Below are 16,520 nucleotides of genomic sequence, written 5' to 3' on the forward strand. Positions count from 1 at the left end.
GACACCTATGGCCGATTCGTTAGTCATTGTGGAGTCACCCGCAAAAGCCAAAACGATCAGCAAATATTTAGGAAGTAAATATATTGTTAAGGCCTCCATGGGTCATATTCGCGATCTGCCTAAAAGTCAGATCGGGGTTGAAGTCAAAAAAAACTTTGAGCCGAAGTATATTACGATCCGGGGCAAGGGATCTGTTCTCAAAGAGTTGAAGGATGCCAGAAAAAAAGTCAAAAAAGTATATCTGGCAGCGGACCCTGACCGTGAAGGGGAAGCCATCGCCTGGCATTTGGCGCATTATTTGGAACTGTCCGACCAGGAGGATTGCCGTGTCGTTTTTAACGAGATCACGAAACAAGCGGTAAAGGATGCTTTCAAGACGCCGCGCAAAATCAATAAGGATTTGGTTAACGCCCAGCAGGCGCGGCGCATTCTGGATCGGCTTGTCGGCTACAAAATCAGTCCGCTCTTATGGAAAAAGGTAAAGAAAGGACTGTCCGCCGGTCGGGTACAGTCGGTTGCCGTGAAGCTGATCTACGACCGTGAAAATGAGATTAAAGCGTTCGTTCCGGAGGAATATTGGTCGATAACCGCCAAGCTCGCTGCCGGAAAAGCGGAGTTTGAGGCGAAATTTTTCAGCAGCGGCGAGAAAAAGGAATTGAAGACCGAGGCCGAAGTCAACGAAATCCTCGCCGCATTAAACAAATCCGAGTTTGTTGTAAGCGAGGTCAGGGAGAAGGAGCGCCAGCGCAATCCTTCCCCTCCGTTCATTACCAGTTCGCTACAGCAGGAAGCCGCCCGGAAATTGAACTTCCGCGCCGCGAAGACGATGTCCGTAGCTCAGCAATTATATGAAGGAATCGATTTGGGCAGCGAAGGAACGGTCGGTTTGATCACCTATATGCGTACGGATTCTACCCGGATTTCACCAGTGGCGCAGGAAGAAGCCAGGGAATACATCCTGCAAAAATATGGGGAAGCCTACTATCCTGAAACGCCGCGCAGTTACTTGAAAAAGAATGCCAACGCGCAGGATGCCCATGAAGCGATCCGACCAAGCTCCGTCCTGCGTGAACCGGATCAGATTAAGGATTATCTAAGCCGTGATCAACTCCGGCTGTATAAGCTGATATGGGAACGGTTTGTGGCGAGCCAAATGGCTTCCGCCGTGATGGACACGATGACGGTCGATCTGACTGCAGGTCCGGTCGTATTCCGCGCCGTTGGCTCTAAAATCAAATTTCCAGGCTTTATGAAGGTATATGTCGAAGGAAGTGACGATGCCGCAGCGGATAGCGGGGACGAAGAAAAATTGCTGCCGCCGCTTAAACAAGGAGATCATGTGATTAAAAAGCAGATCGACCCGAAGCAGCATTTTACACAGCCTCCTCCCCGTTATACCGAGGCGCGTTTGGTCAAGGCACTGGAGGAAATGGGCATCGGCAGACCCAGTACGTATGCGCCGACACTGGAGACGATTCAAAAGCGCGGCTACGTTGCCATCGAGGACAAAAAATTCGTGCCTACGGAGCTCGGTGAGCTCGTGATTCAGCAAATGATTGAATTTTTCCCTGAAATTTTGGACGTGGAATTTACGGCTCAAATGGAGGAGGATCTCGATCATATCGAGGAAGGCAAGGAAGATTGGGTTCAGGTGCTCAGCGAATTTTACGAGTCGTTTGAGAAGCGGTTGGAAGTAGCGGAGGAAGAGATGGAGAAGGTGGAAATCCAGGACGAGGTTTCTGATGATATTTGCGAGAAATGCGGTAATCATTTTGTTTACAAAATGGGACGCTTTGGCAAATTTCTGGCTTGCTCCGGTTTTCCTGATTGCCGCAACACCAAGCCGATCGTTAAAAATACCGGCGTGACTTGTCCCGGTTGTCATAAAGGTCAGATTATTGAACGCAGGAGCAAAAAAGGCCGGATATTTTATGGCTGCGACCGTTATCCCGATTGTGAATTTGTTTCCTGGGATAAGCCGGTGGACCGCCCTTGTCCAAAGTGCGGAAGCATGCTGGTGGAGAAGCGTAACAAATCAGGCACCTTTATTCAATGCGTCGCCTGTGACTATAGAGAAGAAGCGAAGGAAGAGCAGGATCGCGATTAATCCTGCTCTTATATCGGCTTTGTGCAGAAAGCCACGAGGAGGAACACAGCAGTGACTGAAGTACCGAAAGTGACCGTGATCGGCGCCGGGCTTGCAGGCAGCGAGGCCGCATGGCAAATTGCAAGCCACGGCGTTCCGGTCGTGTTATACGAAATGCGTCCGGTAAAAAAAACACCGGCTCACATCTCCGATCAATTCGCTGAACTGGTTTGCAGCAATTCGCTGCGCGCGAACGGCCTGACGAATGCCGTCGGGGTATTAAAGGAAGAAATGCGGATATTGAACTCCCTGATTCTGCGTGCTGCCGACAAGCATGCTGTGCCTGCGGGAGGAGCGTTAGCGGTTGACCGGGAAGGCTTTTCCGGAGAAGTGACCGCAATACTGCGCAACCATCCGCTGATCGAAGTCCGTAACGAAGAGCTGGAATCGCTGCCGGAAGGCATCGTGGTCGTCGCGACCGGTCCGCTGACGTCGCCTGCTTTGTCGAAGCATTTGCAGGAGCTTACGGGAGAAGAGTATCTGTATTTTTACGATGCGGCCGCGCCGATTGTGGAAAAAGATTCCATCGATATGAGCAAGGTGTATCTTGCTTCCCGTTACGATAAGGGCGAGGCGGCCTACTTAAACTGTCCGATGACCGAAGAAGAATTTAACCGTTTCTACGAAGCTCTGATCACGGCAGAGAGTGCACCGGTCAAGGAATTTGAAAAGGAAATTTATTTCGAAGGCTGCATGCCGATCGAGGTGATGGCAAAGCGGGGGCGGCAAACCGTGCTGTTCGGACCGATGAAGCCCGTTGGACTGGTGAATCCGCACACGGGTGAGCTGCCCTTTGCCGTCGTCCAGCTGAGGCAGGATAACGCGGCCGGGACGCTTTACAACCTGGTAGGCTTCCAAACCCATTTGAAATGGGGCGAGCAAAAGCGGGTGTTCTCGCTCATCCCGGGTTTGGAAAATGCGGAATTTGTGCGGTATGGAGTCATGCATAGAAATACGTTTATTAATTCTCCAAGCCTGCTTCATCCGACATACCAATTCAAAAGGCGGGATAATTTATTTTTTGCCGGTCAAATGACGGGCGTGGAAGGGTATGTAGAATCCGCGGCGTCCGGTCTGATCGCAGGGTTGAATGCGGCCAGGTACGCAAAAGGGCTGGAGTGCCTTGTGCCACCGCCGGATACGGCTCTGGGAAGTATGGCACAGTACATTACGACCGCCGACTTTAAGCATTTTCAACCGATGAATGCCAATTTCGGCTTATTTCCTCCGCTAGAGGAGAAAATCAAAAACAAGAAGCTCAAAAATGAGAAAATCGCCTTAAGAGCAATTGAGAAAATTCAGAATTTTTCACAAAACATATACAATTCGACTTGTAAATAAAACATGTACTATGGTACGATATACCCGTCTATATTGCTCTGTCTAAGTGTATACACCGGAATTACCATCAAACTAAGCTTGAAACAGCTTAGTTTTCGTCATGATTGGAGGAGAATTGGCGATTATGGAGCAAACGTTTCACGCTACGACGATCTTTGCTATCAGACATCAGGGCAAGGGAGCCATTGCCGGTGACGGTCAAGTGACGTTCGGTAATAGTATGGTGATGAAGAATCATGCCAAAAAGGTTCGAAGGCTTTATCGCGGAGGAGTCATCGCCGGCTTTGCAGGTTCTGTCGCCGATGCGATCACACTGTTTGAAAAGTTTGAGGCGAAGCTGGAGGAGCATCATGGGAATCTTCAGCGTTCCGCCGTGGAACTGGCCAAGGATTGGCGCTCGGATCGGGTGCTCCGCCGTTTGGAAGCCATGATGGTCGTGATGGACCGCACCGGCTTGCTGCTCATTTCCGGCAATGGAGAAATCATTGAGCCCGACGATGGTATTCTGGCAATCGGATCCGGCGGCAGCTTTGCTCTTGCAGCGGGGAGGGCACTTCACCGCTATGCGCCGCAGATGAGCGCTAAGGAGATTGCTCATGCGTCACTAACGATGGCCGCAGAAATTTGCGTATTTACGAACCATAACATCATTGTAGAAGAGATCGAATGATTCCAAGGAGGTTATGACACTTGAAATCGAACGCTTTGACCCCCAAAGAAATCGTAGCCGAACTGGATAAGTATATCGTCGGGCAAAAGCAGGCGAAAAAATCAGTTGCCGTCGCTCTTCGCAACCGGTATCGCAGAAGTCTGCTCGACGAGTCGATTCGTGATGAAATTGTGCCGAAAAACATCCTCATGATTGGACCTACCGGTGTAGGGAAGACGGAAATTGCCCGCAGGCTGGCTAAGCTCGTTGGGGCGCCTTTTATTAAAGTGGAAGCGACGAAATTCACCGAAGTAGGATACGTGGGCCGGGATGTGGAATCGATGGTCCGGGATTTGGTGGAAACATCGATTCGAATGGTAAAAGCGGAAAAAGCGGATAAGCTCAAGGATCGTGCCGAGCAAATGGTCGTCGACCGGCTGGCTTCCATTTTGGTGCCCAGTCCTTCCAAGCAGCGCAGTCAACGGAATCCGCTGGAGATGATCTTCGGTCAGCAGAATGCCGCGCAGCCGGAACAGGAGCAGGAAACCGACGCTTCCGTTCTTTCACGCAGACAGCAGGTCAAGGAGCAGCTGCTTAGAGGCGAGCTTGAAAATCAGGTGATTGAAATTGAAGTGGAGGACAATACCCCCTCCATGTTTGACATGCTGGCGGGGCAGGGTAATGAACAGGCCGGCATGAATATGCAAGAGCTGTTCGGAAGCCTGATGCCCAAACGAACCAAGAAGCGGAAGCTGCCTGTGAAAGAAGCGCGCAAGGTGCTGCTGCAGGAAGAAGCGCATAAGCTGCTCGATATGGATGAAGTCATACAGGAAGCGGTAAAACGCGCAGAGCAGGCCGGCATCATATTTATTGACGAAATTGACAAGATTTGCAGTTCCAGCAGAGGGAGCGGACCCGATGTATCCCGGGAAGGGGTGCAGCGCGACATTCTTCCGATCGTGGAAGGTTCCACGGTGATGACAAAATACGGTTCTGTCAAAACGGATTATATTTTGTTTGTAGCGGCAGGCGCGTTTCACATTGCCAAACCTTCGGATTTGATTCCCGAGCTGCAGGGGCGCTTTCCGATTAGGGTTGAGCTTAACAGCTTGACGCAGCAAGATTTTGTGTTGATTCTGAAGGAGCCTCAGAATGCGCTGACAAAACAATACACAGCTCTGCTTGAAACCGAAGGGATTCAAGTGGAGTTTTCCGATGAGGCCATTCATGAGATCGCCCGAATCGCTGCAGACGTGAATCAAAGCACGGATAATATCGGGGCTCGCCGGCTGCATACGATTTTGGAGAAGCTGTTGGAGGATTTGTCCTTTGAAGCGCCAGAAATAACGCTTGAGAGAATCGTCATCTCTCCCGAGTATGTGAGGGAAAAACTGTCTGGTATCGTACAAAACAGAGACCTCAGCCAATATATTTTGTAATCGCTCAAGTTGGAGGCAAGATCATGACATTGTTAATGAAGACCAGAAGGCTAAACAAGCTGCTGCAGAAGGAGGCTGGGAATCCGGTAAGCTTCATGGATATGGCCGCGGTGCTCAGTGACCTGCTGAATGCCGATATTTATGTGGTTAGCCGGAAGGGTAAGGTGCTTGGCAGCGCGTACTTATCTTCAGCCCAGGATATCCTGGTAAACAGCTCTGTCCTGCAGGAAAACAGGTTTCCGCCGGAGTACAACCAACTGCTTTTGAAAGTGGACGAAACCTCTTCCAATCTGGCCGCCGGCAGTCCTTTCGACGTATTTGGCGACCATTCCGCGGACGCGTCATTCTATATTACGATTGTTCCGATCATTGGCGGAGGAGATCGACTGGGGACGCTTATTCTAACCAAGAGAGACGGCGAGTTTATCGACGACGACCTCATTTTGGCGGAGTACGGGTCCACTGTGGTTGCCATGGAAATTTTGAGGGAAAAAGCGGAACAAATTGAGATCGAGGCGCGTTCAAAGGCGGTAGTTCAAGTGGCGGTCGGCTCTTTGTCGTTTAGCGAGATGGAGGCGGTTGAGCACATTTTTGAGCAGCTGGAGGGGATGGAAGGTCTTCTCGTTGCCAGTAAAATTGCAGATCGTGTCGGAATTACCCGTTCGGTCATTGTGAACGCGCTCCGCAAACTGGAAAGCGCGGGAGTGATTGAAACTCGTTCGCTCGGCATGAAGGGTACCTACATCCGGGTGTTGAACGATCAACTGCTAAGCACGATTCAAAGTGCAGAATCCTGACACATTTATGTCTTTTTTGTAAATATTTAAGAAATGGTGGCCCTATATGAAAATATAGGGCTTTTTTCTCATTGTAATCATTTCCAAAATTCTTCAATATAAATATAGTCCTACACAAGTGCAAATTATCCCAGCACTGCTATATTTTTTTGAAGAAAATGTCGAACAAAGGAGGATTTGTTCTAGCCTTGTTGAATAATTAGAAAATCAGATCATTGCGGGAAAGTGGGAAATTGTCCATGAATATCTTGAGTAAACCCTCGTTCCGACTGCTGGAACAATCTCTCAATGCAGCTACACTTCGACAGAAAGTGATAGCGGATAATGTCGCAAATGTTGACACGCCCTATTTTAAACGATCGGAAGTCCGGTTTGAGGAGTTTCTACAGCAGGAGTTGAATGGCGGCGAATTGCAGGGCTATCGAACGGATCCTAGGCATTTTTACATAGGTCGTTCTTCAGATCCTCGGCCGCAGATTGTTCGTGATAACCAATCGATGATCAATAACAATTTGAACAATGTGGATATTGATTATGAAATGGCGCTTATGGCCAAAAATCAGCTTCGGTACAATACGATGGTGCAGCAGGTGAGCAGCGAGATTAATAAGGTCAGGACGGCTATAGGGAGGATGTAACGGATGAAGCTGACCAACGGATTTGATATTAGCGCTTCCGCTCTGACGGCGCAGCGTTTTCGCATGGATGTCATTTCGTCCAATATTGCCAACAGCGATTCGACAAGAGCAAGGATGGTCAACGGCAAATGGGTTCCTTACCAACGCAAGCTCGTTACGATAGAACCGAAGCAGTCTAACTTTGCGGAGTCGCTTCAGAATGCTATGGCCGGTCAAGCAGGCGGAGCAGGAGAAGGAGTACGCGTTACCAGAATCATTGAAGATACTTCTCCCTTTAAGCAGGTCTACAATCCGACACATCCGGATGCCGACGAGAACGGTTTTGTCATGCTGCCGAATGTTGACGTGCTTAAAGAAATGGTCGATATGATTTCCGCCACCCGTTCATACGAAGCGAATGTAACGGCTCTGAACGCTACTAAAGCCATGGTCGGTAAAGCGTTGGAAATCGGAAGATAAATACATAAAAGGGGCTAGTTAAAATGATTGACTTCGTTAATGTACAGCCGCAGAAAATCACGGAAAGCATTCAGCCCAAGAACATAAGCGCTGCAGAAGTATCTGATCAGTTTGGAAAGTTTTTAAATGAGGCGATGGCTAATTTAAACGACCAACAAGCTGCGGTCGACAAACTGAACGAAGGGTTCGTTAAAGGGGAAATTTCCGACGTCCACCAATTGATGATCGCTTCACAGAAAGCTTCCTTGGGATTGGAATTGACAGTACAAGTGAGGAACAAGGTCATTGAAGCTTATCAAGAGATCATGAGAATGCAGGTCTGATCTTGATCTTGATAAATTCTGGTGACGGTCAATCGGATGGGGTGAAACAGTGAACGAGAACCTACTCCAATATTGGAATAGAGCGAAGCAATATTGGACTCAGTTTAGCAAAACGCAGAAATTAACATTAATCGCAACTGTGATTATTGTCATACTTACGATTGGAATCATCAGTTATAATTTATCCAAAACGGAATATGCTCTTGCTTATACGAATTTGCAGCCGAGCGATGCGGCAGCGATCAAAGCGTATTTGGACGAGGCCAAGATTCCTTACCAGCTTAGTGAAGACGGGAAGAGCATCGGAGTCCCGAGAAGCCAGGTGGCCGATGTTAAATTAGGCGTTGAGTCCCAGGGGCTGAACAAGAATGGCAACATCGGCTATGGCTCCTTCAACCAAAGCAGCACGTTTGGGACGACGGACCGGGAATTTGACGTCAAGTACCTGAATGCAGTTCAAGGCGAACTTCAGCAGTTGATCAATTCCAACACGGCCATTAATAGTTCAAAAGTACTAATTAATTTGCCGAAGGAAAGCGTCTTTCTGCCTGCCGGCGGAGAACCGGAGAAAGCATCCGCCTCGGTTGTGCTGGATATCAAGCCGGGGTACTCGCTGGATCAGGCCAAGATCGATACGATGTACAATCTGGTTTCCCACAGCATCAAAGATTTGCCTATTGAAAATATTACTATTTCCGATCAGAACGGTAATTTGCTTGAATATTCCAAAGGCCAGAATCAAATCAACAATGCATCGAACATGGCCATGCAGCAGTTTGAAATTAATAACAAATTCCGAAATGACGTACAGCGGAATGTTCAACAAATGCTCGGAGGAATCCTCGGCAGAGATAAAGTGATCGTCAGTGTCTTCTCGACGATGAATTTTGATCAGACCAGACGTAAGGAACAATTGGTAACCGCCCCGAACACGGTAGATCAAACCGGTCTGGACATCTCCATTCAGGAGATTCAGAAAAATTATACAAGCGACGGTGCTCAGCAGGGCGGGGTGCCGGGAACGGGAGCAACGGACGTGCCGGGTTATCCGGGCACCGCCAATAACGGAAGAACCAATTCTGAGGAGCTTCAAAGAACGGTCAACCGCGAGGTCAATCGAATTACGAACGAAATTGTACTCACGCCTTATGTTGTCAAGGATTTAACCATCAATGTGGGCATTGAACCTCCAGACCCGCTGGATATCAATTCATTGACTCCGCAGACGATTGAAGCTGTCCGACAAATCCTGGTGAACATAGTCCGGGCCGCATTGGCGGATAGCGGAACCGCGTTTACGGAAGAAGAATTGGCCAGGAAAGTCACCGTGTTCCCCCAAACGTTCGCTAGAACGAACGATAATCAGGGGGTAAACGCGAATTCGATGCTGCTTTACGGTGCTCTTGGCGGCTTGGCCCTTGCATTGCTCGGGGGCGGCGCTTACTGGTGGATACGCAGACGCAGAGCCCAGCAAGAGGTTGACGAAGAGATTGTGGACGAAACACCAAAAGTGGAGTTTCCGACGATTGATATCGATAATGTAAACAATGAAAATCAGGTGCGTAAACAGTTAGAGCAGTTAGCCAAGAGGAAGCCGGAAGAGTTTGTTAATCTGCTTCGTACTTGGTTAGTAGAAGAATAGAGGTGTACATGGCTTGGCTAAAGTGCAGCAAGCGACTTTGACGGGCCGACAAAAGGCCGCTATTTTATTAATCAGTTTGGGACCGGAAGTGTCCGCTCAAATTTTCAAGCATCTTCGTGACGAAGAAATCGAGCAGCTCACTTTGGAAATAGCCAATGTCAGGAAAGTGGATAATGTCGAGAAGGATGCCATATTGGCTGAGTTTCACCAAATTTGTCTGGCGCAGGAATTCATTTCTCAGGGCGGTATCGCATATGCCAAGGAAATTTTGGAGAAGGCCTTAGGGTCACAGAAGGCACTCGATATCATCAACCGATTGACGGCGACGCTTCAGGTCAGACCATTCGACTTTGCGCGTAAAGCGGATCCGGCTCAGATATTGAATTTTATCCAGAATGAAAATTCCCAGACCATCGCCCTCGTGCTCTCCTATTTGCAGCCGGAGCAGGCTTCCATTATTTTATCGTCGCTGCCGCAGGAAAAGCAGGCCGATGTGGCGAAGCGGATTGCGCTTATGGACAGCACCTCGCCGGAAGTCATCAGTCAAGTCGAGCGTGTGCTGGAACAGAAGCTTTCCGCTACGGTGACCCAGGACTATACGAACGCGGGCGGGATCTCGGCGGTAGTCCAAATCTTAAACGGTGTTGACCGGGGGACCGAACGTACCATTCTGGATTCACTTGAAATTCAGGATCCCGAATTGGCGGAGGAAATCAAGAAACGGATGTTCGTCTTTGAAGATATTGTCAATATCGACAACCGTTCGATTCAGCGCATTATACGCGATATCGAGAATGCTGATTTGCAATTGGCGCTGAAAGTTGCCAGTGAAGAGGTGCGTGAAGCGATCTTCAAGAACATGTCCAAACGGATGGCTGAAACATTCCGGGAAGAAATGGAATATATGGGTCCCGTTCGGCTGCGTGATGTGGAAGAAGCCCAAACACGCATTGTAGCTACGATAAGACGTTTGGAAGAAGCCGGTGAAATTATCATCGCTCGCGGCGGAGGGGATGATATTATTGTCTAATGTCATCAAACTATTTCAGTATGTAGCTGTCGAAGACACGAAAATTGTCGAGCCTCCGGCTGCTTCTGTTCTTAAACAAGAACATCCGGAAGAGACAGAAGATCATCTGCCGGAACATCATCAGGAATTAAACGATCTGCTGCAGATGAAAGAACAGATTCTGCAAGATGCCGAGTCGTTTGCTGAAGAACAGGTGCGGGCAGCCATGGAAGAGGCGGCGGCCATCAGACAGCAAGCGCAAGCCGAGATCGAAGCGTGGTGGCATGAACGCAGGCTCAAGGACCAGGAAGCCTTGAACGAAGCGAGAGACCGGGGCCATGCTCAAGGCTATCAAGAAGGAATGGCACAGGTCGAGATGGAGCTTCGTGAGCAATATGAAGCAACGCTTCAGGAAGCATCGCAGATTCTGGAGCAGGCCTATCTGTTGAAGCAGCAAATTATTCAGGAAGCCGAACCGTTCCTGATCGAGCTTAGCTGCTCCATTGCAGAGAAAGTGATCGGGCGCCAGTTGACGCTTGAACCCGAATGGATCATCGATTCCATCCGAAAAGTGCTTTCCCGGCGGAGGGAGAAGGGAATCATTACGCTGTGCGTATCCCCTGCCCAGTTCTCATACATACAAGATGCGCGTGAAGAGCTTTTGCTAGCTATCGATTCGCAGGCGGAACTGCAAATTATACCGGACGCCTCCGTATTGGATCAGGGATGCGTAGTCCGGTCAACCTTTGGGAGCATTGACGCGAGAATCGATACCCAACTGAAAGAAATTAAAACTGCGCTCCAGCAGTTGGCTGTGCGAAACGAGGGATCTTAAGCTTATGCAGGCGCCAAGCGCTCAAAAGTATATCGAACACCTAAATCAAATGGACACGATCCGGGTGAACGGAAAAGTGACGCAGGTGATCGGGCTGACGGTAGAATCGGAAGGACCCGATGCAAGCATAGGCGATGTTTGCTATATTTATCCATTGAAGTCGAACACGCCGCTAAAAGCCGAGGTCGTAGGCTTCAAGAACAATAAAGTCATTCTGATGCCGCTCGGCGAGCTGCAGTCCATAGGCCCTGGCTGTGATGTAGTCGGCACAGGCAAGCCGCTCACTGTACAGGTAGGACATGAACTGCTTGGCAAGGTGCTCGACGGCTTGGGCCAACCGCTCGACGGGACCTATTTACCGTCCCGGATGACGCATTACTCTACCAATAACATGCCTAGCAACCCGTTAATTCGTCCGCGTGTCTTGGAACCGATCAGCGTCGGCGTACGATGCATTGATGGTCTGCTGACGATCGGTAAAGGACAGCGTGTAGGGATTTTTGCCGGGTCAGGCGTTGGTAAAAGTACGCTGATGGGCATGATTGCGCGCAATACGTCTGCGGATGTGAACGTGATTGCACTCATTGGCGAACGGGGCAGGGAAGTGCTTGATTTTATTGAACGTGACCTCGGTCCGGAAGGATTGGCCCGTTCCGTGGTCATTGTCGCAACGTCCGATCAACCTGCTCTCATTCGGATTAAAGGCGCATTGATTGCTACGAGCATTGCCGAATATTTCCGGGATCGCGGCTTGAATGTCATGCTGATGATGGACTCGGTAACCCGCTTCGCCATGGCTCAACGGGAAGTGGGACTGGCCGTAGGCGAACCTCCTGCCACGAGGGGATACACGCCGTCCGTTTTCGCGGCATTGCCGAAACTGCTCGAAAGGTCCGGAACGGGACCTAAAGGTTCCATCACTGCATTTTATACCGTGCTTGTCGACGGGGATGACATGAATGAACCGATTGCCGATGCGGTCCGCGGAATTTTGGACGGGCATATCGTTCTCGACCGGAGCATTGCCAACCGTGGCCATTACCCGGCCATTGATGTATTGTCCAGCGTTAGCCGCGTCATGAAAGAAATTGTTCCGGCAGAACAACTGCTTGCAGCGGAGAAATTAAAGATGCTGCTGTCTACATATAAAGATTCGGAGGATCTCATCAATATTGGGGCGTATCAAAAAGGCTCCAATCCGGAAATTGATCTGGCAATTGATTCCATCCAGTCGATTTGGGATTATACCAAGCAGCGGGTAAACGAGAAGCTGACTTTTGCTGACGCTCAAGAGCGATTAATTCGAGAATTTTACAGGGGATGAGATGAAACATGCGTTTTCAGTACGCTTTTCAAAAAATCGTTGATCTTAAAACGAATGAAAAGACTCAAGCGGAATGGATGTTATCTCAAGCGATCGTAAAACTGCGCGAAGAGGAATCGACTCTGGCTAAGCTGGAGGATGCGAAGAAGGAGCTGCAGGAAAAGCTGCATAAAGTTTCCGAAAATCGTACAACCGTTTCGAACCTGCTGCTGCTGCAAAGTTACGTTGATCATATCGATCTGCGCATAAGAGACAAGCATCAAGATTTGCATACGGCCAAGACGAACGTGCAGATCAGGCAGGACGATTTGACAGGAAAATTGCTGCAAGAAAAGGTGTGGACGAAAGCCAAGGAAAAAGCTTATCAAAAATTTTCCGCCGGCGTGCTGAAAGTTGAACAAAATCGGTTAGACGAAATGGCGACAAACCGATATCAAAGGCTATCATAGTCATAATTTGAAGGAGGTGAGGTCATGGCAAACGCAAATACGGAGCAATCGTCGTCTTACGGAGCCATGGAACGGTTTCTGATCTGGTTCCTCATTCCTTTTGTTTTTACTGCTGTACTGTTAGGCGTGCTGATGACCATCTTCGGCTATGATGTCATGAGTAATGCTGTGCGTACAGTGAGCAAGATTCCGGTTATAAATTCGATCCTTCCAATAACCAATGCCGAGGACGGGAATCAAGATCCGCAGCAGACGCAGGGTGAGGCCGTACCTGGGCAAGAGCCGACGGCTGCAAATTATGCTGAGCAGCTTGAGCAAAAGGAGCAGGAGCTGAAGCAAGCTGAAGCAGCGCTTCAGCAGCGTGATCAAACGATCAAAGATCTGCAATTGAAAAACAGCGGTTTAGAAGAACAGATCAAGACCAAGACGATTTCTGAAGATGAGTACACGGCTCAAATTCAACAGTTGGCCGGGATGTACGCAAAAATGTCACCCTCCAAGGCTGCACCGATCCTGGAGAATTTGACCAAAAACGAATTGGTGCTGGTTCTGGGAATGATGAAACCGGATGAACGGGTCAAAGTTTTGGAGCGCATGGATCCGGCGAAAGCTGCCGAGGCTTCTATTCTGTTAAAAGACCAAACCAGCGTAAGGGATACGCAAATTGCCGCCCTTCAGGAAAGGCTGAATCAATCGGTCTCTGCGACGTCACAAGCGGACACCCATTTAAGCAAAGATGATCTTGGGTCTACATTTGCGAATATGACGCCCAAAAGCGCCGCAACGGTTTTAATAGAGATGCAAAAGTCAAATCCGGACAAAGTTCTCTCCATATTAAAGTCGATGGACAGCATGGGGCGTTCGAGGGTATTGTCCGCTGTCTCCGAGCAATCCAAAGAGACCGCTGCTTTGCTTTCTGCACGACTCGTTCAATAAACCCGAAAGGAGGTGAAATAAAATGGAAATTACAGCCCAAACATCAACAGCCGGATCTGTCGGTACAACGGCCGGTGGAACGGCAGGAGCGGTTAATTCGGGAACCGGCGGCTCCGGTTTTTCCACGACGCTCAACGGGATGCTGATTTCAGCCCATCCGCAGGCAGGTAAGGATTCGGCTTCAGCCGCGACCGGCCTTTCGGTTTTGACGGGCCTGATTACCCCTATTCTGATGGCTGCTGTTCAAACAGACGAATCTGCAGCAGCGCTGACAGGCGAGCAAATCCAAGGCTTAATTCAACTGCTGGAGAAACCGCAGGACGGTGAAGAGGAACATTCCTTATTATCGAACCCTGATCTGCAAGCATGGCTCGTTCAGCTTCAGTCGATCCTGGCGGCTCTTACCCCGAACCCGCAAAATGGTGCTGACGACGGCACATGGGAAGGCGGTTTGGCTCCGGTGTCTCAGGCTAACGATCATTTGGAAGAAGCATTAAATCCAATGCTGTTTATTCCGCTGATTGCAGCTGCGCCCACTGCGGAGAATCAAGGAACGGAAGGGGAGAGCAGCAGTACAATACAGGCAGGAATCTCCCTTTCCGAGGCGGTTCAAATGTTGAATCGGTTGAAAGAAATGATTGAACAAGGCCATAAAGACCCGCAGCTTCAGCAAACGTTGAAGGAGCTTTCTGCGGTCTTGGTTTCTGCAGCAGCAAGCGAAAGCCATCTGCGTAAAGAAGCCGAGCGTGCGGATCGTCCGTCTCAACCGTCGCTCATCGTAAAACCGACAGCGGATGTGGAGACTTCCGGGACACAAGAGACCATCCGGGTGGCCGCTAACCCGCTGAGTAAGCTTGAAATGCTGGCAGCTAAGCAATCGGTTGCCAAGCTTTCTGCGGAGCAGCCGGCAACGGATGTGGAGACCTCCGGGACACAAGAGACCGTCCGGGTGGCCGCTGCCCAGTTGAGTAAGCTTGAGCTGCTGGCGGTGAAGCATACGGTTGCCAAGCTTTCTGCGGAGCAGCCGGCAATCCAGGATCAACCCTTATTCGAACCGTTGGTGCCGGCTGATTCCGAACCGGTAAACGGACAGCATCCCGTGATGACCGTGCAGGATTGGATGAAGGGAGCTCAAGCGGGAAATGCGATGCCGAAGCATCCGGTACTGCATATGTCCGCTGGTACATTTGCCAATGATATGACGCAGTTTGTCGTCAGCTCGTTTTCTCTTGCCACGTCCGCAGACGGTTTAACCGAAGCCAAGATCTCATTGTTTCCGCAGCATCTTGGACATGTGGAAGTGAAACTGACGATGCACAACGGCATGCTGGTAGCCCAATTCATGGCGGACAGCTTGTCTGGTAAAGAAATGCTTGAAAGCCAGTTAACCCAGCTTCGGACGACATTGCAAAACCAAGGCATTCAAGTCGAAAAGCTCGAGGTCGGCCAGAGTCAGAGCTTCCAGTCCGGCATGTTCCAAGAAGATCGGCGGCAGCAGTCCTCCGGTCAATCCTCCAAGCAAAACAAATCGGGCAGAGGCAGTGTAGAGAGCATGGAGGAAGAACAGCCGAGAAACATATCTGCTAACTTGAATAAGGCATTGAACGACAAGGGCTCCATCGATGTGACGGCATAAACCGTCTTATCGGATCATAACGGCCAGCAGGAGGTGATTCCGTGACAGACTCGAATATCAGTACCCGAAACGTATGGCCTTATTACGCCAAAGAAAATGTTCAGCGCGCAGGCTCTGAAGACAAGAATCAATTGGGCAAAGATGAATTTTTGAAAATTTTGATCGCCCAATTAAAAAATCAAGATCCGACCCAGCCATTGCAGGATAAAGAGTTTATCGCCCAAATGGCTCAGTTCACCTCGGTGGAACAGTTGACCAATATGGCCGGTGAAATGAAAATGCTCCGACAATCGCTCGGATTTGCATCCGGATTGATTGGGAAGAGCATTACTTGGACTTATGTGGATAGTAATGGAGACACACAAACGAAATCCGGCATAGTCGAGTCCATCACGGTAAAAAAGGGCGAGCAGTTTGCAAAGGTAAATGGAGAGGAAGTTACGCTCGATAAAATCAGCCAAATTTCGAATCCGGAGGAAAGCTAAATGACGGAGCGAATAACGATTGGCCGTCTTTATCCGAATGTGGTGACTCCAAACCACTCCATTAAGACAGCGGCATCCCCCCCAAACGGTAACTTATCGTTTGATAAAATTTTACAAAAACAAACGCTGCGTTTCAGCCATCATGCCGAAGAACGATTGCGACAGCGGGGGATTCAGTTCCAGCCCGAACATCTGGCCAAAATCAATTCGGCCATCGATAAAGCTGCGACCAAAGGCATGAAAGAATCGCTTATGCTGATCGATGATACGGCCTTGATTGTGAATATTAAGAGTCGTACCGTGGTTACGGCCATGGACGAAGCCTCTATGAAAGACAACTTGTTCACGCAAATTGACAGTGCCATCATCATTTCTTAAATGTTTAGGCCGGCCCGCTGCGCGGAGGCCTCGG

At 49.5% G+C, this 16,520-nt stretch carries 17 protein-coding genes; all 17 read left to right on the top strand.

Annotated elements, in window-relative coordinates:
- Nucleotides 1–7: 7 nt before the first annotated feature.
- The 17 genes from topA (at nucleotide 8) to BLT35_RS13525 (ending at nucleotide 16,486) form a co-directional block, all read left to right on the top strand.
- Nucleotides 8–2,107 (top strand): type I DNA topoisomerase, encoded by a 2,100-nt coding sequence (topA, locus tag BLT35_RS13445; protein ID WP_074728425.1) that lies wholly within the window; start codon nucleotides 8–10, stop codon nucleotides 2,105–2,107.
- A gap of 51 nt (nucleotides 2,108–2,158) precedes the next feature.
- On the top strand, nucleotides 2,159–3,487 hold the full coding sequence (gene trmFO / locus BLT35_RS13450; protein WP_062407942.1) for an FADH(2)-oxidizing methylenetetrahydrofolate--tRNA-(uracil(54)-C(5))-methyltransferase TrmFO: 1,329 nt from the start codon (nucleotides 2,159–2,161) through the stop codon (nucleotides 3,485–3,487).
- Nucleotides 3,488–3,611: 124 nt separating this feature from the next.
- Nucleotides 3,612–4,157: an ATP-dependent protease subunit HslV gene (hslV, locus tag BLT35_RS13455; RefSeq protein ID WP_062407945.1), complete on the top strand. Its 546-nt coding sequence runs from the start codon at nucleotides 3,612–3,614 to the stop codon at nucleotides 4,155–4,157.
- Between the two features lie 20 nt (nucleotides 4,158–4,177).
- Nucleotides 4,178–5,575, top strand: a complete 1,398-nt coding sequence (hslU, locus tag BLT35_RS13460; RefSeq protein WP_054818878.1) for an ATP-dependent protease ATPase subunit HslU — start codon at nucleotides 4,178–4,180, stop codon at nucleotides 5,573–5,575.
- Nucleotides 5,576–5,598: 23 nt separating this feature from the next.
- Nucleotides 5,599–6,372, top strand: a complete 774-nt coding sequence (codY, locus tag BLT35_RS13465; RefSeq protein ID WP_062407947.1) for a GTP-sensing pleiotropic transcriptional regulator CodY — start codon at nucleotides 5,599–5,601, stop codon at nucleotides 6,370–6,372.
- Nucleotides 6,373–6,611: 239 nt separating this feature from the next.
- On the top strand, nucleotides 6,612–7,010 hold the full coding sequence (gene flgB, locus BLT35_RS13470; RefSeq protein WP_074728427.1) for a flagellar basal body rod protein FlgB: 399 nt from the start codon (nucleotides 6,612–6,614) through the stop codon (nucleotides 7,008–7,010).
- Between the two features lie 3 nt (nucleotides 7,011–7,013).
- Nucleotides 7,014–7,469: a flagellar basal body rod protein FlgC gene (gene flgC, locus BLT35_RS13475; protein ID WP_054818880.1), complete on the top strand. Its 456-nt coding sequence runs from the start codon at nucleotides 7,014–7,016 to the stop codon at nucleotides 7,467–7,469.
- A 23-nt stretch (nucleotides 7,470–7,492) separates the two neighbouring features.
- The gene (gene fliE, locus BLT35_RS13480) at nucleotides 7,493–7,792 is read left to right on the top strand and encodes a flagellar hook-basal body complex protein FliE (protein ID WP_062407951.1); all 300 of its coding nucleotides are present in this window, start codon (nucleotides 7,493–7,495) and stop codon (nucleotides 7,790–7,792) included.
- Nucleotides 7,793–7,841: 49 nt separating this feature from the next.
- Nucleotides 7,842–9,434: a flagellar basal-body MS-ring/collar protein FliF gene (gene fliF / locus BLT35_RS13485; RefSeq protein WP_054818881.1), complete on the top strand. Its 1,593-nt coding sequence runs from the start codon at nucleotides 7,842–7,844 to the stop codon at nucleotides 9,432–9,434.
- A 13-nt stretch (nucleotides 9,435–9,447) separates the two neighbouring features.
- On the top strand, nucleotides 9,448–10,464 hold the full coding sequence (gene fliG / locus BLT35_RS13490; protein WP_062407953.1) for a flagellar motor switch protein FliG: 1,017 nt from the start codon (nucleotides 9,448–9,450) through the stop codon (nucleotides 10,462–10,464).
- Nucleotides 10,457–11,278, top strand: a complete 822-nt coding sequence (locus BLT35_RS13495; RefSeq protein ID WP_074728430.1) for a FliH/SctL family protein — start codon at nucleotides 10,457–10,459, stop codon at nucleotides 11,276–11,278. Before fliG ends, BLT35_RS13495 begins: the two co-directional genes overlap by 8 nt.
- A 4-nt stretch (nucleotides 11,279–11,282) precedes the next feature.
- Nucleotides 11,283–12,602, top strand: coding sequence for a flagellar protein export ATPase FliI (fliI, locus tag BLT35_RS13500; protein WP_062407957.1), 1,320 nt, complete (start codon nucleotides 11,283–11,285; stop codon nucleotides 12,600–12,602).
- An 8-nt stretch (nucleotides 12,603–12,610) separates the two neighbouring features.
- Nucleotides 12,611–13,051: a flagellar export protein FliJ gene (gene fliJ, locus BLT35_RS13505; RefSeq protein ID WP_054818883.1), complete on the top strand. Its 441-nt coding sequence runs from the start codon at nucleotides 12,611–12,613 to the stop codon at nucleotides 13,049–13,051.
- A 24-nt stretch (nucleotides 13,052–13,075) separates the two neighbouring features.
- Nucleotides 13,076–13,987, top strand: coding sequence for a MotE family protein (locus tag BLT35_RS13510; RefSeq protein WP_074728432.1), 912 nt, complete (start codon nucleotides 13,076–13,078; stop codon nucleotides 13,985–13,987).
- Between the two features lie 22 nt (nucleotides 13,988–14,009).
- On the top strand, nucleotides 14,010–15,623 hold the full coding sequence (locus BLT35_RS13515; protein WP_074728435.1) for a flagellar hook-length control protein FliK: 1,614 nt from the start codon (nucleotides 14,010–14,012) through the stop codon (nucleotides 15,621–15,623).
- A 41-nt stretch (nucleotides 15,624–15,664) separates the two neighbouring features.
- Entirely contained in the window at nucleotides 15,665–16,108 is a 444-nt protein-coding gene (gene flgD / locus BLT35_RS13520; RefSeq protein WP_062407963.1) for a flagellar hook assembly protein FlgD, read from the top strand.
- Nucleotides 16,109–16,486: a TIGR02530 family flagellar biosynthesis protein gene (locus BLT35_RS13525; RefSeq protein WP_062407964.1), complete on the top strand. Its 378-nt coding sequence runs from the start codon at nucleotides 16,109–16,111 to the stop codon at nucleotides 16,484–16,486.
- The last annotated feature ends 34 nt before the right edge of the window (nucleotides 16,487–16,520 follow it).

Origin of the sequence: Paenibacillus naphthalenovorans (assembly GCF_900099895.1) — a bacterium.
Lineage (GTDB): Bacteria > Bacillota > Bacilli > Paenibacillales > NBRC-103111 > Paenibacillus_G > Paenibacillus_G naphthalenovorans.